The sequence below is a fragment of the Kitasatospora sp. NBC_00240 genome, assembly GCF_026342405.1.
Lineage (GTDB): Bacteria > Actinomycetota > Actinomycetes > Streptomycetales > Streptomycetaceae > Kitasatospora.
Genome location: NZ_JAPEMU010000001.1, coordinates 6,824,757 through 6,845,061, shown reverse-complemented (window position 1 = coordinate 6,845,061; position 20,305 = coordinate 6,824,757). Strand labels below are relative to the sequence as shown.

Below are 20,305 nucleotides of genomic sequence, written 5' to 3'. Positions count from 1 at the left end.
TGACTGTCGAATGTTGGGACCTGCCGGGTCGCGGCCGTTGTGCAACGGCCGCGACCCGGCAGGTCGTCCGCACCCCTGCGCGGGGCGCGGGGTCTGCCAGGACTAGCTCTCGGGGCGGAGCTGGACGAGGAGGGAGGCCGCGATGCCGGTGAGGGATGCGGTGATGACCTCGGAGGCCGGGATCGCGCAGCCGGTGCGGCGACGGATGTGGCCGATGAGTTCGGTGGCGGTCAGGGAGTCGGCGCCGAGTTGGTCGATGCGGCGGTTGACGTCGACGCGGTTCGGCGTGGTGTGCAGACCGGAGGCCAGCCAGGACGTCAGGGCCTCCAGCAGGATCGGGCGGGCTTCCTCCGTGGAGGCGGCGGCCCGCAGACGCGGCAGGAGACTGTCGTCGTCGCTGGCGTCCGGCGTCCGGACCAGCAGAGCGGTCCGGGGTGCCGTGACGGCGGGAAGGAAGGCCATGAGTGCCTGCTCGCGACCCCGGGACTCCGCGACCACCGCGGTGACCGTGGTGTCGGGGTGGTTGAGCAACATGTCGAACCGGTCCAGCGCCTGGGCCCCGGTCATCGGCAGGATGCCGTAGTCGCTCATCACCGAGGTGATCCCGGTGCGGAGCACGTAGCCGACGTCCGAGATGGCGCCCAGCTGGAGGACGGTGGCGGGCAGGCCGTCGTGCCGGCGCCGGCGCGCGATGTTCTCCAAGGTCAGGCTGGCGCCGCTGTACGAGGCCTGCCTCCGGTTGCCCAGCAGCGCGGCGAAGGAGGAGTACATCGCGAAGAAGTCGACGTTGAGCCGCCGGGTGTGGGAATCGAGCAGGAGCGCCCCGGTGAGCTTGGGGTTGAGGACGGTGAGGTAGCGGTCGACCGTCAGGTCGGTGACCTCGTCGTCGTCCAGGACCATGGCCGCGTGGACCACCCCGCCGAGCCGGCGTCCGCTCGCGTCGATGTCGCGGAAGAGCTGGTCGACGCTGTCCGCGTCGGAGATGTCCACGGCGCGCGCGTCCACCCCGACCCCCTGGTCGTTCAGGCTGCTGACCAGGGCGACGGCGGCCTCGTTGCGTGCGGTGCCCCGTCGGCTGACGAGCGTGAGGTGACGGGCTCCCCGGCGGACCAGGTGCCGGGCGGTCTCGGCTCCGAAGCCGTCGAGGCCGCCGGAAACCAGGTAGGTCGCCGTGGGGTCCAGAACCGGCGGCTCCGGGGCCCGGTCCAGGAAGACCCCGTCCTCCAGCACGATGACGGTCTTCCCGGCCCCCTGGCCGGCCAGGACGATGTCCAGGGCCTCGTAGGTCCTGTCGGAGGCGTGGACCGTGTGGGGCACCGGGCGGCATTCGCCGCTGTCGATCATCTTCTGCAGGTCGTCCAGGCAGCGGTCCACGGTCTGCGAGGACTGCCCGAACCAGCCGACCACGTCGATGGCGTGCATGGTGACGTCACGGTCCGGGGACGGCAGCTGCAGCGACGTCGGGGAGGCCGTGACGAGCGGTTCGACGTCGAAGAAGTGCCCCCCGGGCGCCAGGAGGTCCAGCGCACGCCGGCGCAGGTCCGCGGAGAGGGCGCTGAGGTTGAGTACGACATCGACACCGCCCGGGCTGACCCGCCGGACCTCCTCGGCGAAGCCGGCAGCACCCGAGTCCACCACCAGGTCGACCGCCGGGAGGGTCAGCAGGGCGCGCAGGGCCGGCGTGGAGGCGCCGACGATGACGCGGCTACCGGCCCGCCGGGCGAAGTCCAAGGCCGCCAGGCCTGTCCCGTCGGTTCCGCCCAGGATGAGAAGGCTGTCGTCCGGGCCCAGACCGGCCAGGTGTTCCAGGACGTGGTGCGTGGTCAGCTCGGCGATGAGCAGCGTGGCCGCCTCGGTGGCGGTGACGTGCTCGGGGAGTTTCACCACCCGGTCGGCGCGCAGGTTGATGTGCGAGGCCAGCCAGCCGCCCTGCGTGATGCCGGCGACCCGGTCGCCCGGGCGGATGCCGGTAACCTCCTCGCCGACGGCGGTCACGACGCCCGCGCCCTCGCAGCCGAGGTGGATGTCGCCCGGACGGGCGCCGCGCGGCGGGAGCAGGCGACCCGTGGCGAAGAGCGCGTCACGGCTGTTGAAGGCCGCGGCCTGCACCCGGACGGTGATCTCACCGGCTCCTGGGGCGGGGATGCTGGTGTCCTGCCAGACGAGCCGGGGCTGGGTGCCCGCCTCGCCGTGGACGGAGAGCGCGAACTGCGCGGTGGCGCCGTGGGCGTGGGTCCGCCGTGTCTCCGGCAGCGCCTGCACCCGCACGACGAAGCGCCCGTGTGCGGTGATCACGCACTCGTCCTCGGCATCGGGGTGGGTGATCTCGTACGCGACGTGGCCGGCCGTCTGCTGCCGCGACCCCGCCGTCCCGCCTGCGACCCGGATCTTCCGGACGGTCAGCAGCGGCTGCTCGTTGGCCAGCGTGCGGCTGGCGCCCCACAGGGCCGCACCGGTCTGGGTCATCGGGGCGTCCAGACCGTCCGCGGTCATCGGCGTCACCACCCACAGGGTGGGCTGGAGGTCGGCGCCGACCTGCGCACAGGCGGCAGCAAGCGCGCTCAGCCGGCCGCAGGCCTGGGCGGCCCGCGCGGTGACCTGCTCGATCGTCGCCGACTCGGTGTCGTCGACGACCAGGACGATGTCGACCGGCCCCGCGGCCGGCAGCAGAGCCGCCCAGTCCGTCCCCGGCTGCAGGGCGGCGAGCGCCACCTCGCGTGCTCCGGTGGCGGTCACGGCGGCTGCCACGAGCCCGCCGAGGCTCTCCGCGGAGAGGTCCCCGCTCTCGGCGAACAGCAGGCACGGGGCGGTCACGCCGTCCGCGTCCTGCGGCGTGGTGCTCGGCCGGGTGGCCGTGCCACGGACCGCCGCGATGACCGACGCGGGGATGCCCTCCTCGTCCGGCTGCGCGCTCAGGTACGAGCTCGACGCGAACCCGGCCTCCTCCAGCACCAACGGCCACTGGTCACGCGTCAGCACCGCACCGGCCGGTCGCAGTTCGGTGTCGGTGGAGTCCCAGAAGGAGTCCAGGATGCCGAACAGGGTCGCGACGTAGGCGTTGCTGTGCATCTCCAGCACGACGAGCTGACCGTTCTGGTCCAGGAGCGTGGCGGCGTGGCGGGTGCCCTCGGTGATGTCGAGCGTGGTGTGCAGGGCGTTGCTCGCGACGACGAGGTCGAAGGACCCCGGCACGAAGCCCTGCTCGACCGGATCGATGCTCAGGTCCAGGGCCTGGAACTCAAGGAAGTTGAAGGCCGCGAAGCGGGCCTGCGCCTTGGGGAAGAACGCCGAGGAGATGTCGGTGTACACGTAGTGCGTGCGCTCGGCCGGCAAGTGGGGCAGCAGGCGGGCGGTGAAACCGCCGGTGCCGGCACCGATCTCCAGGATCCGCAGCGGCCGGTCGGCCGGCCACTCGGCCAGCAGGCGGGTCAGGTACGCCACCGCGGCGTCGGACAGGTAGGTGAGCCCGGGGTCGTTGTTGTAGACCTGTGCGGCGATCGGACCGGACTCGCCGAACAGCACCTCCAGGCCCTCGGCCTCACCGGTGAGGACGCCGGGCAGGCTGCGCCCGACCCAGGCAGCGGCCTGCCACATCACGACGAGCTCGGGGAACTCCTTCAGCCAGCCCTGCAGCAGCGCCTCGGGGGTCGGCGTGCCGGTCTGGCACCAGCCGCCCTCCGCACGAGCGGTCAGCAACCCGTACTTGACGCCGATCGCCAGCATCACCTCCACCAGGGAGCGCAGGCTCTCCCGGAGACCGAGGCTCCGCAAGTCGCCGAGGGTGAACTCCCGTCGGCCGGCCTCGCCGGTGAGCTCGATCGCACCGCGTTCCACCGCGGACTCCAGGATGCTGCCCACGGCGGCCGCCATGTACTGCGCGCTCAGCAGCCGGGACTTCTCCATGTGCTCGCTGTAGCCGGAGTCCCGGAACGCCTCGTCGAGGCGGGCGATGTCCGGGGCGCAGGCCTCGATGACGCCCTCGGGCGCGGGGAGCGGGCAGGGGGTGCCGGCCAGCCCGGTCGTCCGCGGGCGGGCCCGGAGCACCTCGTTGTAGACCCGGGGCGCGGGCGAGGCGCTGTTCTCGATGCGCCGCGCGTACACGTCCCCAAGGGCCAGCAGGACCGTTCCGTCGGTGCGGCAGACGGTGATGTCGGCCATCAGCCCGGTCTCGGTGACGGTCGTCAGGCGCATGTACGCGATGACTGTGGCGGGCAGGGGCCCCCAGACGCGGACGCTGCCCACTGCCACCGGGAGGTGGGGGACGTACTGCTGCGCGGACCCGTTCACCACGTGGGCGGAGAGCGGCAGCATCGCTTGGAGGCAGCCGTCGAGCAGGACGACCAGCGCCTGGTGCTCGGCGTCGGGGAAGTGCTCGGTGTGCAGGCCCGCCAGCCCCTCGCTGTCCTTGACGGTCAGCGTCTTCAGGGTCCGGAAGGCCGGCCCGTAGTGGAGCGACACCGCGTCGCAGGCCTGGTAGTGCCCGGACATGTCCAGGGGCTCGGTGATCCGGCCGGCGAGAGCGGCCAGGTCCAGCGGAGCGGGCCTGGCGTCGGCCAGCCCGCGCCACCGTCCGGTCACCTGCTGGACGGCCTCGATGTCCGCACCGGTGTGCCCGGCGACGACAAAGGTCCCGTCGGGACGGACGGTGGTGGTGGTACGCACCGGAGCCGCTCCGGGCTCAGTGGGCAGGACCAGCGACCTGTGCAAGGAGATGTCGAGCAGTTCCACCGCGCCGGCCTGCACCTCGCGGGCTGCCGACAGCGCCATGTCGAGGAAGCCCGTGCCGGGCAGGAAGACGGCGTCACCGACCTTGTGGTCCGCGAGCCAGGCCGCGCTCTGCTCCCGCCCCCACGTCGGGTCGGCCCCCAACAGGCGCCGGCCCAGCAGCGGGTTGGACGGGACGGGCTGCGGCGCCGGCGCGATCTCGTGGTCGGACCACCACGAGGGGTCGCCCAGCTGGTAGCGCTGACGCTGCCACGCGTAGGCGGGGACATCGACGACGCGACCGCCCTGGGGGAAGAACCGGTCCCAGTCCAGCTGCGCCCCGGCCGCGACCGCGCGCAGCACGGTGCCGCCCAGGGTCTGCGGACCGGCGCTGATCCGGGTCAGCGTCGACGCGACCTCCACCGACGCGCCCTCGTCGACGGCGATGCGGCGCAGGTAGCTGCTGAGCGCCGGGTGCGGGCCGACCTCGACCAGGACGTCGCAGCCGTGCTCCGCGCCGACCATCGCCGCGACCGCACCGGCGAACTGGACCGGCTCGCGCACGTTGCGCCACCAGTAGTCGGCGTCCATCTCCTGGTCCGCGACCGCGCGGCCGGTCACGGTGGAGATCAGCGGGATCTCGCCCGGACCGGCGACGAGCTCGCCCAGGCCCTCCTTCAGCGGGCCGCGGACCGCGTCCATGGCCGGGCTGTGGAAGGGATAGTCCAGGCGCAGGAACCGGAAGGTCACACTGTCGGCGACGCAGCTACCCTCGAGGGCCTCCAGCGTCTCGCTGTCGCCTGCCAGGGTGACGTCGTTGCGGGAGTTCACGGCCGCGACGACCACGCGGTCGGCCGAGCCCGTTCCGTCGAGCAGGCGCTGGGCCTGCTCGGGCGACAGTGCCACGGCCGCCATCCGCCCGGTCCCGAAGGTGGGCGCCTGCGAGAGGCTGCGGTGCGCGATCACCCGGCACGCCTGGGAGCGGTCCAGCACGCCGGCGCAGTAGGCGGCCGCGACCTCGCCGACGCTGTGGCCGCAGACCGCCTGCGGGAGCACGCCGCGCTCGCGCAGCGACGCGACCAGGCCGGCCTGCAGGGCGAACAGCATCGGCTGCGCGACCTCGGTCAGCGCCCACCGGGCGTTGTCGGGCGTGGCCATCTCGGCCTCGACCGACCAGCCCAGCAGCGGTTCCAGTTCGCGGCTGACGGCCTGGACCTCGGAGGTGAAGGCGCAGTCGTGCCCGAGCAGCTCCGCGCCCATCCGCGGCCACTGGGTGCCGTTGCCGCTGAAGACGAACCCGACGCGGCCGCGGGAGGTGCTGCCGGCCGAGGCCGCCTCGTCGGACGCGCCCTTCTCGGCCAGCTCCCGCAGCGCCTGCGCGGCCGCCGCGCCACTGGTGGCCAGCACGGCCGCGCTCAGCTCACGGCGCTCTCGGCGCCGCACGGTGGTGTACCCGACGTCCGCCAGAGCGGAGTCGTCGATGCCCTCAAGGTGGTCGGCCATCGCCAGCGCCGCCTCGCGCAGCGCCGCCTCGGTGCGGCCGGTGACCACCACCGGCACGGCCGCGCCGGACGGCGCGGACGCGTCCGCGTCGGCGCCGGGGGCCGGCTGCGGGTCCGGCAGCTCCAGCACCACGTGCGCGTTCGCGCCGCCGATGCCGAACGAGTTCACGCCGGCGATGCGCCGCACGCCTGGGCCGCTGTCCAGCGGCTGCATCGCCGTCACCGGGTCGAGCCCCAGCCCGCCGAAGTCGATCGACCGGTTCAGCGGCTGCGCGTGCAAGGTCGCGGGCACCCGCTGCTCGCGCAGCACCAGCATGGCCTTGAACAGGCCCGCCATGCCGGCGGCGGCTTCGAGGTGCCCGAGGTTCGACTTCACCGACCCGATCGGCAGCGGCTTCCCGCTGCGGCGCTGCCCCAGGACCCGTCCCAGAGCCGAGCACTCCGCCGGGTCGCCGGCGTTCGTGCCCGTCCCGTGGGCCTCCACGTAGGACACCTGATCGGCGGTCACACCGGCCTCGGCGTAGGCACGCTCCAGCATCGCCGCCTGCGCGTCCGCGCCCGGCATGGACATTCCCAGGGTCCGCCCGTCGGCGTTGACCACCGAGGACCTGATCACCGCGTGGATCCGGTCACCGTCGGCCAGGGCACGGCTCAGCGTCTTCAGGAGCACCACGCCGGCGCCCTCGGACCGGACGAAGCCGTCGCCGTCCTCCGAGAAGGAGTGGCAGCGGCCCGTCGGGGAGAGCATCGACGCCTGGCTGGATATGACGTGCCCACCCGGGCCGAGCACCAGGTTGACGCCACCGGCCAGCGCGACCTCGCAACGGCCCGAACGGACCGTCTCGGCCGCCAGGTGAAGGGCCGTCAGGGAGGAGGAGCAGGCCGTGTCGACCGTGTGGGACGGCCCGTGGAAGTCGAACAGGTAGGACAGACGGTTCGCCGCACTGAACGCCCCGGTACCGGTGGGGGCGAACGAGTTCATCACCCCGGGACGGCGCAGCAGCAGGCCCCAGTAGTCCTGGACGGTCAGGCCCATCACGACCGCCACGTCCGCACCCGCCAGCAGCCGCGGGTCGACGCCGCCGTCGTCGAAGGCCTCCACCGCGCACTCCAGCAGCAACCGCTGCTGCGGGTCGATCTGGGCGGCCTCCTTCGGCGAGATGCCGAAGTACTCCGGGTCGAAGCCCCAGACGTCACCGAAGATGCCGGCCGCGCCGGTGTAGGCCTTCCCCGGCCGCGCCCCGCCGCCGTCGATCACGAAATCGTCGGTGCTGAACCGGTCACCTGGTACCGACGTGACGAGGTCCTCGCCGCCGGCCAGGGCCGTCCACAGCCCGCCCAGGGTGGTGATCCCCCCCGGGAGGCGCAGACCCACCCCGATCACGGCGACAGGCTCCCTCGTCCCCTCGGCAGTCCTGGCACCGTTCATGCCGACTCGTTCCTGACTTACCATCACTGCGCCTGCCTTTCACATATTTTTCCCCACGCGTGACCGCTTGCGTTTTTCGTATGCGTGACCGCTCGCGCTTCCGGACAGGGGTCCTGTAGCCGTCCGCGCGGCTGCTCGTGGTTCTCGGAACTCGCACCGGTCCCCGTTCGGGGACCGGTGTCCGGTAGGGGGTGGAGACGACCGGGTTCGGCGGGGCACGCTCCACCGCACGGTGCCGTGCGGGCCTGCGCCGCGTCACACCGTGGGAACGCCACCGCGTTGCCGGAGGTCGACGGGTGCGCGCCGGAGCCCTGGAGGCTTCCCCACTCCAGGGCACGGGCGACACCCGCGCGAGCGGCCTACCGGCCCCCGGGACGGCGGGAACCTCCTCGCCCACCCGGGTCGGTGCGTGCGCTCGCGCCGTTTATCTGTGCTTACGCGGCCGCCCTGGCGGTCAGGCGCATCTTCAGGTCACGCGGCCCCATCGACGGGGTGATGGCCGGGTGCCCCTGGCCGGGCATGGGCTCCAGCCTCCAGCGGGAGGCGATGTCCGCCAGCGCCAGCACGGCCTCGGTGACGGCGAACTGGTCGCCGATGCACTTGCGCGCGCCGCCGCCGAAGGTGAGGAAGGCGTTGTTGCGCGGGGTCGAGTGCCGCTTCTCGGCGTCCCAGCGGTCGGGGTCGAAGGCGTCGGGGTTCGGGTAGTAGTGCGGCAGGCGGTGCATCGCGTAGGGGCTGTACGCGATGGTCGTGCCGGCCGGGATGTCGTAGTCGCCCAGGCGGGTGTCCGCCGTGACGATCCGGGTCCAGATCATTCCGGCCGGCGGGTACAGCCGCAGTGTCTCGGTGATGATCTGGTCGGCGAGCTTCAGGTCGGGCAGGTGGTCCAGGGACACCGGCTTGCCCTCCAGCACGCGGTCGACCTCGGCCCACAACCGCTGCTGGACGTCCGGGTGACGGGCGATCATGTACAGCGCCCAGGACAGGGCGATCGCCGTCGTCTCCGAACCCGCCACCAGGAAGGTCAACACCTCGTTGCGGAGCTCGGCGCTGCTCAGGCGCTCGCTCTGGGCGCCGCCGACCGGGCACTCGGAGGCGCCGGTGTCGCGGGACGCCAGGAGCGCCGAGAGCAGGTCCCCGTGGTCCTCCGGGTTGGCCTGGGCCTTGGCGATGATGTCGGTCACGGTGTTGTGGAGCCCGGCCAGGGCCCGCTGGTAGCGCCGGTTGCCCGGGGTGGGTATCCGGTTCAGCACGGCCGGTGTGAACGTCTGCCGGTAGGTCGCGTGCTGCACCTCGATGGCATCGCTGACCAGTTGGCGCAGGTCCTGCGGGGGCAGCGTCCCGCCGAGCATCGCCTGGAGCATGTTGTGCATCGTCAGGCTGAGCATCTCGGCCGGCATGTCCAGAACCTGGCCGTGCCGCCACTTGCCGATCATCAGACTCGTGCCCTCGGTCATCACCTGGGCGTAGCCGGAGAGCCGGTTACGGTGGAAGGCGGGCTGGACCAGCCGGCGCTCCCGCCGATGCATGGAGTGCGGGCAGGTCACCAGACCGTCGCCGAACACCTCCTTGGCCCGGTCGAACAGCAGGCCACCCTTGTCGTAGGTGCGGTCGTTGAGGAGTATCTGCGAGGTCAACTCCGGATCGCAGACCATCACCGCCTTGAGCGGGCCGACGCTGATGCTCATGACGTCGCCGTGCGCGGGCAGCGAGCGCAGGAATCCCCGCGGGTCGCGCAGGGCCTTCACCGCGTGGCCCACGACGGGGAGGCCACCGGGCGCTACGGGAATGTCCTCACCGGGATCTGCGGTGGTCCTCTTGCCTGCAAGCGAGTTGCGCATGCGACCCTCCCAGGTGCACCAAGTGCCATTCGAGCCCGTTTGAGAATCGGGCCGATAATGAATGATCGAGTGTTTTACTGATTCGACACAATTGAGCGCCTTTCGCGACAGCTCACACTATCAGCGTGATCGCGACGGGGGCGTGACTCGAACGTGATCGAAGCGTGATCCCGCTGGTGGTCTCTGCTTCCGACGGCCGAACTCGGCCAATCCCCCACACCGAAAGGCGCCCGGGGATCGCCGGTGGAACGGCTGAGCCGACCCCCCACCGGTGACGATTGCTGACCAAATGCCACAAACAGAACTCCAAACATGGTCGGGCCACTCCTGGCAGAAACCGCCGATGGGCCTTGACGGCCACCGTCGAAATAATGATTCAATAGCATCGTACGTATGGAACCTGGATGCTTCACGGGTTCAGGTCGACGAGAACTGCTACTCGAACGGGGGCTTAAATGCAGTTCGCAATCCTGGGGTCGACCGCGGTCCGTTCTGCGAACGGCGACCCCCTGGCAATTATGAGACCCCGCCAGCGGAGCACGCTGTGCATCCTCTTACTGAATAGCGAACGCCGGGTCAGCAAGGAATATCTCGCAGACGCGTTATGGGGGGCCGACCTGCCCAGCGATCCGGGCGGCGCGCTCCGGAGCAACCTCTACGGCCTGCGCAAGGCGACGCCGATCAAGGGCCGGCTGCAGACCGGCCGCGACGGCTACGGCCTCGCCCTGCACGAGGGCGACGTGCTGGACCTGCACCGATTCCGGGGCCTGGCCCAGCAGGGCCGGACGGCCCAGCTACTGGGCGACGTCGACGCCGCGGCCCGGCTGTTCCAGCGTGCCCTGGACACCTGGGGCGACCCGCCGCTGGCCGACATCCCGGCCACGCCGATCATGCAGCCGGTCATCTCGGAGCTGCTCGAACACCGCCACGCCGTCCAGGAGTCGCTGGTGGACGCCCGGCTGGCCCTCGGTCAGCACCACGAACTGCTGCCGTTCCTGATGTCGCTCACCACCGCGCAGCCGCTGCAGGAGCGCCGGTGGGAGCAGCTCATCCTGGCGCTGTACCGGTGCGGCAGGCGGGCGGAGGCGCTGGACACCTTCACCCGGGCGCGCCGGCTCCTCGTCGAGGACTACGGCATCGATCCCGGGGGCCCGCTGCAACACCTGCAGCAGCTGATCCTGGCGGACGACCCGCTGCAGGCCCTGACGCTGCCCGTCCCGCCCCAGCGGATCCACGCCGGCACCGCGCGCGAGCCGCGCCCACAGCGGCCCGAGGCCCCCCGGCCGCTGGCCGGCGTACCCCACCAACTACCGGCCGAGCCGAGGAACTTCATCGGGCGCGAGGCCGAGCTCAGGATGCTCACCGAGATGGCGGACGGGATGTCGCCGGTCGGCTCCTCCCCGGTGGTCTCCGTGCTGTGCGGCCCTCCGGGGATCGGCAAGACGGCCTTCGCGCTCCACCTCGCCCACCGGATCGCGGACCGCTACCCCGACGGGCAGCTGTACATCGACCTGGGGGCCTTCGGCCCGGCCACCGACCCGGTGAGTGTCCAGCAGGCGATCCGGTCGGTCCTCGCCCCACTGATCCGACTGCCGGAGCCGGACACGATGTGCCCGGCCGCCTACGCCAACCTGTACCGGACCACCCTCGCGCAGCGGCGGATGCTCATCCTGATCGACAACGCATACGACAGCGCACAGGTGCAGCCCCTGATCCCGGCCGCCCCGCAGTGCATGGTCGTCATCACCAGCCGCCGCAAGCTCACCGGCCTGGTGACCTCGCACGGTGCCCGGTTGACCACCCTCGACCTGCCCTCCCGCGCCGAGGCGACGGCCCTGCTCGCGAGCCGGCTGGCCGCCAGCGGCCTCGCCGTCGACGGCGCCGCCCTCGCCGAGGTGACCGAGGCGTGCGCACGGCTGCCCCTGGCACTGGTGATCGCGGCCACCCGGGCGGTCGGTAGACCCATGGTCCCGCTGCACCACCTGGCCGACGAGCTGCGCAGCGCGCAGAACCGGCTGGACGCGCTGCGCGGCGGCCGGGCCTCGGGCGACATCCGGGCAGCCTTCTCGTGGTCCTACCGGCGCCTGACCTGCACCGAAGCACGTATGTTCCGCGTCCTCGGCGCGCACCGGGTGCGCGAGATCACCGCCGCCGAGGCGGGCCGGCTGGCCGAGGTTCCGACCCTGGCGGCGATGCAGGCCCTCACCGGGCTCGCCTACGCGCACCTGATCAGGGAGTACGCCCCCAGGCGGTACCGCTTCGACGACCTGGTGGGCGCCTACGCGGCCGAGAAAGCTCAGGAGGAAGCGGACCGGCCGCCCGGGTGGCGGCCGTGAGCAGAGGAACGAGGAGGAAGACTTGAACAGGCAATCGCTGGCCGGGCTCCGGGCTCTCCTGCGGCCGGGGGCCGGTCCGTCGCGGGCCGACCCTGCCGTGGGAGCGGAGGACCGGGCGCCGCTGCCGTACCCGTCGGGCTGGTTCTGCCTGGCGCTGTCCCGCGAGGTGCCGGCCGGCGCGGTGGTGAACCGGCGCTTCATGGGGCGCGACGTCGTCCTCTACCGCACCGGGGGCGGCGTCCTGCGGGTCGTGGACGCCCACTGCCCCCACCTGGGCGCCCACCTCGGCGCCGGCGGGGCGGTGGACGGCGAGCACCTGGTGTGCCCGTTCCACCGGTTCGCCTTCGACGTCGAGGGGTCCTGCGTCAGGGCGCCGGGCGGAACCCCGCCCAGGGCTGCGCTGGGACAGTACCCCGTGCGCGAGCGGGGCCGGGTCGTCTACGTCTGGCACGGCCACGACGCCGCGCCGCCCGCCTGGGAGCCCTCGGAGCCGCCCGACGACCGGTTCGCGCCCGCCGCCACCTGGAGCACGGTCCTGACCTCGCACCCGCAGGAGGTCATGGAGAGCTTCGTCGACTACGAGCACCAGGCGGTCGTGCACAACGTCGCGCTCCGTGAGGTGAAGCCGCCGCTGGAGGACGGGCCGCTGCTGCGCATCGCCTTCGGCGCTGCCATCAGGCTCTCCGTGGGCCTGGGGACCATCCGGGTGGAGCAGGGCCTGGCGCTGTCCGGACTCGGCCTCGCGTCGGGTGAAGTGACGCTGCATCAGATAGGCATGACCCTGGGGGTGGTGGTGACGGCGAGCCCGGTCGGGCCGTGGCGGACGCAGCTGCGGGTGGTCATCATGACGGACGCCGCCTCGCGTCCGGACTCCCCCCTGCTCCGGAAGGCCGCCGCCATGTCGCTGTCCGCGGTGGCGGGGCAGGCGCTGATGCGGACCGTGGTCCACCACATGGTCCAGGACGCCCGGATCTGGAACCGGAAGCGGTACCTGCCGGATCCTGCGCTCACCGCCGAGGAGGGTGCGATCGGCCAGTACCGTGGCTGGGCAAGGCAGTTCTACCCACCGGGCGCTCCGCCCGACCGGCCCTGACCGGAGGCCGGCCAGGGCCGGTCGGACGTCAATGAACTCCCCGCCGACGGCGGGGAGTTCATTGACGTCCGGACACCGACGGTGATCGCCGACCGTGATCGCCGGCCGGCCTACGCACTGCCGCCCGAGGCAACTCTACGAACCCTGGCGACAACTGACGGTTGGTCAGATGCAGTCTAGCGGCGGGAGTACATGGTCCCGCCGAGCGCCCAGTTCTCACGGTCGACCTCTTCGATGATCACCCAGACGTCCTCCTGCTTGGCGTCGCAGGTGCGCACGATCGCCTCGGTGACCTCCTTGACGAGGGCTTCCTTCTGGTCGGAGGTGCGACCGGGGAACATCTGCACGCGGATCATGGGCATGTGGTTCTCCTCAAGGGGGTTGGGGATCGGTGGGTCAACTGAGCGGAGCGACGAGGTAGGGCCTGCCGAGTCCGGCCGCGTACGCGAGCGTCTCCCAGGTGCCCGACCCGTCATCGGTGCCGGTCAGCGGGAAGCCGATGACGAGGTCGCTGTGGTCGACGAGCCAGCGGTTGCGCAGGGTGAAGGCGGCCGGGCCGATGCCCTCGGGGTGGTCGAGCTCCACGATCCGTTCGACGCGGCCCGCGGCGTGCGCCTGCTCGATCGCCTCCCGCGCGTCCGCCGGCTGGTCGGCGCACCGCACGGGGACGGCCACGACCAGCCGGCCGGCGTCGCGACCGACCAGGAAGCGCAGCGCCGAGGTGTCGACGCCCGCGGCGCCGCCGAGCAGCCAGCCGCGCTCCGCGGCGGGCCCGACGGCGAACGGCGCGAGCACACGCTCGAACAGCTCTGCCAGGACGCCTCGTCGCGACTCGACCTGACGCGTGCCGGTGATGGCGATGGTCAGGCCCCGCCGCACGGTGCCGCCCGCGCCGGTCACGCGCTCGCGTCGGTCAGGCGGCGCGGGTCGAACAGCGAGATGTCGTGGGTGCTGGCGCCCTCGGTGGCCAGCTGCGCGATCACCTCGCCGAGCGCGGGGGCGAACTTGAAGGCGTGGCCCGAGGTGCCGGCGGCGACGGTGATCCGGTCGCTCCGGGCCGACGGGCCGATGATGAAGCCAAGGTCGGGCGAGTTGTCGTACATGCAGACGCGGCTGCGCAGGTAGCGACCGGGCAGCGCCGGGATCCGCTTGGCCAGGAACTCCCGCACGGCCTCGACGTCCTGCGTGCTGACGTGGCGGTCGAGGGAGTCCGGGTCCGCGAGCTCGCCGCCGCTGTGGATGCCGGCCTTGACGCCGCCGGAGGGACCGTCGACGGCCGGGTGGCCGTAGCCGACCGTGCCGTTCTCTCCCTCCCAGATCCAGTACGGCTGACGGCCCGTGGAGAAGTCCTCGGCCCGCGAGATCGGGTCGAACCAGAGCATCACCTTCCGCAGGACCTTGATGTGCGGCCGGAGCTCGGGGAGCAGCTGCGGGGCCCAGGCGCCGGCCGCGACCACCATGCGGTCGGCCTCGTACACGCCGGACTCCGTGCGTACCCGCACACCGCTGCCGGTGTCCGAGAAGTCCAGCACCTTCTCGTCGAACCGGAGGTCGGCGCCGTGCTTGCGGGCGAGGTCGAGGTGCGCGGTGACGACCTGCTCGGGACGCACGTACCCCGAGGACGGGTCCCACACGGCGACGTCGCCCGGCCCGGGGTTGAACTCCGGGAAGCGCGAGCGGATCTCGTCGCTCTCCAGGTGCTCGAACTCCAGGCCCGCCTCCCGGGCCGAGGCGAGCGCGGCGGGCACGAGCGCGCCGCCGGCCGGGCCGATGCAGATCCCGCCGGTGCGGTGGAACAGCGTCTCGCCGCGGATCTCGCCGAGCTCGTCCCAGAGGTCGTAGGCGCGGTCGAGCAGTGGAACGTACCCGGCGCCCATGAAGTACGCCTTCCAGACCCCGCGGCTCTCGCCGTGGCTCGCGCCGCGCGCGTGCGCGGGCCCGAACCGGTCGATGCCGATCACCCGGCTGCCGCGCGCGGCCAGGTGGTAGGCCGCGGCGCTGCCGAGCCCACCCAGGCCGACTATGAGGACATCAGCGGTTTCGGTCACGTTCTCTCTCACTCTCCGGTGGTGGCGGTAGGGGCGGCGGTCCTCATCAGGTGGCTGACCTCCTGGCGCAGCCCGACCGGGCTGGCGGCGAAGTGCGCGACCACCTTGTCCCTGGTGCGGTCGGCCTGTTCCTGGCTGAGCTTGAGCATCGTGTCGACCGACTCGACGGTGAAGCGGAAGGCGCCCACACCGTCGACGATCTTGTCGAAGTAGTCGAGCGACGGGCCGGGGTCCCAGCCGAGGCCGTGCTCGGCCTCGAAGGCCGCCACCGTCCAGCGCACCACGTCGAGCGCGTCCTCCCGGGCGGGCATCGGGTGGATGCGGCCCTGGACGTGGGTGGTGGCGAAGTTCCAGGTGGGGGCGGCCGGGGTCTGCTCGTAGACGGCGGCGGAGACGTAGGCGTTCGCACCCTGGAAGACCAGGGTCGCGTGTTGCCCCTCGTACAGCGTCTCCCAGTGCGGGTTGGCCCGGTTGAGGTGGCCGTAGAGCGTGACGCCGCTCAGCGACTCGATCCCCTCGGGCTCGGCGGCCGGCGGGAAGATCACGGGCAGGTGGGTGGCGAACGGCGCCGCGGGTCCGTTGCTCAGCAGCAGCGCCAGCGGGTACTCGCGGATCAACCGGACGGCTTCGGTGTCCGGGGACTGGTAGATCTTCGGAACGTACATATCGTGCGTCTCCATTCTCCTGGGAGCCCGCCCGACCTCCCGGAAGCCTCCGGGACCCCGGTCATCGGGCGGACGCGGTGAGGACCTGGGCGGGAACCGCGGCCGTGACGGCCGCGAGGATCTCGCCGGCGCGCACCGCGGTGACCGAGAGCAGCGTCGAGGCCAGGCCGTGGGTGTGCTCCGTCGGGCCCTGCAGGTAGATCCCGGCGCGGACCCGGTCGGTGGTGACGAGCCGGTAGTCGCGGTCGAGGTGCGGGCGGGACTGGTCGTCCAGCTTGAGCTGGTCGACCAACGAGCCGAGCAGGGCGAGCGGATCGGCCGGGCGGTACCCGGTGCCGAACACGACCGCGTCCGTCTCGAACTCGGTCAGCTCCCCGGTGGGCAGGTGCTCCACCACCAGCCGTACCGCGTCGGCCTCCTGCGACAGGGAGGCGAGCCGGCTGACGTTCATCATGACCAGCCGCGGCCGGGTGCCCTGCACCTGCTCCCGGTAGGACCGCGCGTACAGGTCCTGGATCAGTTCGAGGTCCACGACCGCGTAGTTGGTGTTGCGGTGGTAGTCGACCAGCCGGCGGCGGACGTGCTCGGGCGCCACGTAGTACTCGTCGACGGCGTCGGGGTCGAAGATCTGGTTGGCGAACGGGGAGTCGTCCGCCGGGCTGTACCCGTAGCGCCCGAACACGGCCCGCACCTCGGCCTCCGGGAACCTCCCGTGCAGGTGCGCCACCGCCTCGGCGGCGCTCTGCCCGGCCCCGACGACGGTGAGGCTGCGCGGCGCGACGGACTCGAACTCCGGCAGCCGGTGCAGCAGTTCCGAGGTGTGCCAGACCCGGTCCGACCGCTCGACGCCGTCCGGCAGCCAGGGCTGCAGACCGGCGGCGATCACCACGTTCCGGGTGCGGTGCACCTCCTCGGCCCCGTCGCGGTGCACCACGACGTCGAGCAGGTCGACGGCCCCGTCGGGGCCGGACACCGGACGGATGTCCACCACCTGCGTGCCGTAGCGCACCAGGTGCGCGACCCGCTCGGCGCACCACGCGAGGTAGTCGTGGAACTCGATGCGCAGCGGGAACAGCGACTTCTGGTTGATGAACGCGGCGAGCCGGCCCCGGTCCCGCAGGTAACACAGGTAGCTGTGCGGGCTGGCCGGATTCCGCATGGTGACCAGGTCCTTGAGGAACGAGACCTGCATCGTCGCCTCGTCCAGCAGCATTCCGGTGTGCCAGCCGAAGGCCGACTGCCGCTCCAGGAACAACGCGTCGCACCCGGCCGTCGCACCCGCTTCGTCCAGCGCGAGCGCGACCGCCAGGTTCGACGGTCCGAATCCGACACCGACCAGGTCGAGCACCGCTTCCGGCATGGTGGGGCTCCTCCGACGAGTGGAGAACGGGTTGCGTCCCGGCGTGTGCGATGCCCCCGTGGGCCATGGTGCAGCCGGGGCGGGACCGGATTCATCCTTGATCGGGCCCCCGGCTCAAACAAGCAGCGCAGTCGGCGATGGCCCGATCGCGATCCGCTTTGGCCGGTTCGAACCCGACTCCGATTGGCTTGTCACTCTTCAGATCACTTGCCCACAAAGGAGACTGACGATCCGTCGCCTGAGCTCCGGGGGCCGACGCGGCGGCTGGCCCATACGCTCCCCTTCCAATCCCCGTAACAGCCAAGCCGGTAGACCCACCCCGACCCCCGCCGCCACCCCGGCCGGCCGTCAGGCCATGCCTGATCCGGGCACGGTCGCCGACTTGTCTCCCCGGTCGACGACCGGGCCGCAGTACGTGCGGCGAGCCGGCCGCCCCGAACGTGCGATCCGGCCGGCGATGGTGCAGGGGTCGCAGTATCGTCGGGAGTCCTGAGTGCGATCACTCGGCCCGAGACCCATGGGCAGGGTGGCCCACTTCGTGCCACAGTCTCGCGCCGTCCGCAGCTCGGACAACGGAGGAACCGCACATGAACGCTGACGCCGGCCGGCCGACCTTCCTGCTCGTCCACGGAGGCTGGCACGGGGCCTGGTGCTGGGACGCCGTACGCGCTGCGCTCGACGCCGACGGTTGGCGGTCCCACGCCCTCGACCTGCCCAGCGCCAATCCTCCGGCCGACCGGCCCGACGGCGCCCGGCCGGTGGGCATGCTGGACGACGCGGATGTCATTCGGGACAGCCTCCGGCGCATCGACGGCCCGGTGGTGGTGGTCGCCCACTCCTACGGCGGCGTCCCCACCACGGAGGCCATCGCCGATGCCGCGAACGTGGTGGCGGCGGTGTACCTCGCCAGTTTCCAACTGGACGCGGGCGAGAGCGTCTTCACGTTCCTCGGCAAAGCCGCGCCGGACGGCGGGACGGACCTCGCCCCGCCGTCCGAGGCCGCCCGGCGGATACTCTTCGACGACGTGCCCGAGGCCGATGCCGCCCGTGCCGTGGCGCGGCTGCGCCCGCAGAGCATACGGTCCTTCACGGAGAAGGTGACCACGGCAGGATGGCGCACCGTGCGCTCCAGCTACGTCGTCTGCGACCGCGACCAGGCACTCGATCCGTCCCGGCAACGCGAGCTGGCCACACGCGCCGCTTCCGTCCACCGGCTGCCGAGCAGCCACTCGCCGTTCCTCTCCATGCCCCGGCAACTTGCGGCTCTCCTGGCCCGGATCGCCACCTCCGACCTCCCCGCCGCGTGACGCTGATTCACCTCGTCCCGGCCACTGACCTGATCGGGTGATGTCGGAGCCGTTCGCCTGACAGCGGTGGACGGGCTCCGGCAGCCCCGGAGGAGAACAGGCGGATCGCTGTCGCGCTCCGGCTGGGCGAGTGGTCGGTGGGGCGCCGGCGTCGTGCCCGGCGCGAGCGCGGAGAGCGGCGGGGCCTTCGGTCCGTCCGGCGCCGGGGACCGGCCGGGGGAAGTGACCCGTCCGGGGGACATTCGGCTGACCTGGTGTCAGGCCGTGACGGGCGGGCCGATGATGGTGCGCGTGTTGACGAAGGAGATCGGCGCCGGGCTGGTGCACCGGGCGCGGCGGATGGAGGACGCGCGGGGGCGGGTCCGGTCCGGGCAGAGTCCCGATCGGGTCCGGTACGCGGCGCAGTGCCGGCGTGAGGCGTTCAAGTACCTGGTGATGGCGTGCGGGGCGTTGAAGGGATGGCCGGTGACGGCCCAGGTCGGGCCGGAGGCCGTCCGGGGGGCGCACCGGATCCTGCTGGCCTCCGACGGCCCGGAGATCCGCCGGATCCTCCCGCTGGTGACCGCGGCCGCCCAGCAGTACCGGATCCCGTCCCTGCACCTGGCGGAGGCCGTGGACGCGCTCTGCGTTGCCGAGGGGCGCCCGCAGGTCTACGGCACCGTCGAGGGCCATCCGGTCGCCGACGAGGCCCGGCTGCGGGCCAAGCGGGCGGCGCTCGGCCTGCCGCTGCCCGCGCCCCGGGCCGGCGGCGCCGGGGGCGGCCGTGCCCGGGCGACCCGCCCCGCGGACCCGGCCGCTCCGCAGGCGGCGCTCGGGCTGGACGTGCTGGACGGGCTGCTCGCCGACCTCCCGCCGGTGCCGGCACTGCCCCGGACCGTCCGGCGTACCGTCGACGCGGACGCGGACTGGGCGTGTGCGTACTGCGGCGGCCCGGCTCCGGCCGGCTCCCGGGAGATCGAGGTCAGGACGCGGGTCTGGCGGATCTGCCGGCCCTGCGCCGACTGCCCGGACACCCCCGAGCAGCGACTGCTGGACATGCTGCGCACCAAGGGCGGCGTCCCGGAGGCGACCGCCCTGGCCACCGCCTGGCTGGCCCGGCACGAGGGCTGGAAGCTCCCGCTGCGGTACGAGGAGCCGCGGACCCGGCCGAATCGCCGGCCGCAGCCCCGGTGGGCGCACATCCCGGGGGCGGCCGTCAGCACGCTCGTCCTGCTGGCCGAGCGCCACCCCGCGAGGCCCACGGCCGGGCAGCCCGGGCGGCCGGGGAAGCCCGGGCGGCTCGGGCGACCAGGACCGGCGAGGCGCGAGGCTGCGCCGGTCCTTCCGGCCCCCACCGCCGCCGTGGTCGCCCGGCATCCCGGGCTGCTGGTCTCCGTGAAGGCCGTGGCCCTGCTCGCGCTCGCGCCCACGCAGCCGCTGACCGCCAAGGAGGTCGGCAAGGCCCTGCAGCTCGCGCCGGACACGCTGGCCGCGCACGGACTCGCCGTGGGCAGCGCGGGCGAGCTCCGGGGCGTCTTCCTCGACCCGCCGCCGTGGCTGCTGGAGTTCCACCAACGGCTGGCGGCCCAGCGGGCGGCGAACCGGGCCCGCCAGTGCGGCGCCGCCGTGCCTGAGCAGCGGGCGGGCGGGGACGAGGACGGGGTCGCAGGCAAGGACGGGGTCGCAGGCGAGGACGGGCAGCGGGCACGGGAACAGGAACAGGACGGCCGGCAGCCGCCGGCTCCCGAGCAGGCGGGCGAGGCGGGCGGCGTGCCCGGGCCGCCGCATCCGGAGATGCTGGTCTCCGGCCGGGCCGAGCAGGTGCTGGCCCGGCCGCACGACGCCGTGCTGCAGCCGAACGTGGTCGCCAAGTCGCTGCAGACCGCGCACGCCACCATCGTCAAGCAGCGCCTGCGGGTGCGCACGGTCGGGGAACTGGCCGGCGTCTTCCACCGGCCGCCCGGCTGGCTGCTCGACTTCCACCGCAAGCTGGCCGCTGAGCGGGCGGCCAATCTGCTCAAGCAGTCCGGCGGGGTCTGAG

Annotated in this window: 11 protein-coding genes; 4 read left to right on the top strand and 7 right to left on the bottom strand. The window is 72.6% G+C overall.

Annotation, left to right across the window (positions count from 1 at the left end; translation table 11 throughout):
• Window positions 1-102: 102 nt before the first annotated feature.
• Window positions 103-7,635, bottom strand: a complete 7,533-nt coding sequence (locus tag OG689_RS29280) for a type I polyketide synthase (RefSeq protein WP_266323858.1) — start codon at window positions 7,633-7,635, stop codon at window positions 103-105.
• 434 nt (window positions 7,636-8,069) lie between these two features.
• Window positions 8,070-9,476: a cytochrome P450 gene (locus tag OG689_RS29275; RefSeq protein ID WP_266323857.1), complete on the bottom strand. Its 1,407-nt coding sequence runs from the start codon at window positions 9,474-9,476 to the stop codon at window positions 8,070-8,072.
• A gap of 518 nt (window positions 9,477-9,994) precedes the next feature.
• On the opposite strand from OG689_RS29275, the gene OG689_RS29270 reads away from it, so the two are divergent.
• Together OG689_RS29270 and OG689_RS29265 are read left to right on the top strand one after the other, a co-directional pair.
• Window positions 9,995-11,812 carry a BTAD domain-containing putative transcriptional regulator gene (locus OG689_RS29270; protein ID WP_266323856.1) on the top strand — a complete coding sequence of 606 codons (1,818 nt, stop codon included), beginning with the start codon at window positions 9,995-9,997 and terminating at the stop codon, window positions 11,810-11,812.
• Between the two features lie 22 nt (window positions 11,813-11,834).
• A complete protein-coding gene (locus OG689_RS29265; RefSeq protein ID WP_266323855.1) occupies window positions 11,835-12,905 on the top strand; it encodes a Rieske 2Fe-2S domain-containing protein in 1,071 nt (356 codons plus the stop codon).
• A 176-nt stretch (window positions 12,906-13,081) separates the two neighbouring features.
• Here the strand turns inward: OG689_RS29265 and OG689_RS29260 are convergent, their stop codons facing one another.
• The 5 genes from OG689_RS29260 to OG689_RS29240 form a co-directional block, all read right to left on the bottom strand.
• Window positions 13,082-13,267 carry a 2-hydroxymuconate tautomerase gene (locus tag OG689_RS29260; protein WP_266323854.1) on the bottom strand — a complete coding sequence of 62 codons (186 nt, stop codon included), beginning with the start codon at window positions 13,265-13,267 and terminating at the stop codon, window positions 13,082-13,084.
• A gap of 34 nt (window positions 13,268-13,301) precedes the next feature.
• Entirely contained in the window at window positions 13,302-13,805 is a 504-nt protein-coding gene (locus OG689_RS29255) for a hypothetical protein (RefSeq protein WP_266323853.1), read from the bottom strand.
• On the bottom strand, window positions 13,802-14,953 hold the full coding sequence (solA, locus tag OG689_RS29250) for an N-methyl-L-tryptophan oxidase (RefSeq protein WP_266323852.1): 1,152 nt from the start codon (window positions 14,951-14,953) through the stop codon (window positions 13,802-13,804). The genes OG689_RS29255 and solA overlap by 4 nt, the downstream gene beginning before the upstream one ends.
• A gap of 8 nt (window positions 14,954-14,961) precedes the next feature.
• Complete coding sequence (locus OG689_RS29245; protein WP_266323851.1) at window positions 14,962-15,618, bottom strand: FMN-binding negative transcriptional regulator; 657 nt, start codon at window positions 15,616-15,618, stop codon at window positions 14,962-14,964.
• A 61-nt stretch (window positions 15,619-15,679) separates the two neighbouring features.
• Complete coding sequence (locus OG689_RS29240) at window positions 15,680-16,978, bottom strand: SidA/IucD/PvdA family monooxygenase (protein ID WP_266323849.1); 1,299 nt, start codon at window positions 16,976-16,978, stop codon at window positions 15,680-15,682.
• A 587-nt stretch (window positions 16,979-17,565) separates the two neighbouring features.
• Between OG689_RS29240 and OG689_RS29235 the strand changes: the two genes are divergently transcribed.
• Both OG689_RS29235 and OG689_RS29230 read left to right on the top strand, forming a co-directional pair.
• Entirely contained in the window at window positions 17,566-18,285 is a 720-nt protein-coding gene (locus OG689_RS29235) for an alpha/beta fold hydrolase (protein WP_266323848.1), read from the top strand.
• A gap of 291 nt (window positions 18,286-18,576) precedes the next feature.
• Window positions 18,577-20,304 carry a hypothetical protein gene (locus tag OG689_RS29230; protein ID WP_266323847.1) on the top strand — a complete coding sequence of 576 codons (1,728 nt, stop codon included), beginning with the start codon at window positions 18,577-18,579 and terminating at the stop codon, window positions 20,302-20,304.
• Window position 20,305 lies beyond the last annotated feature (1 nt).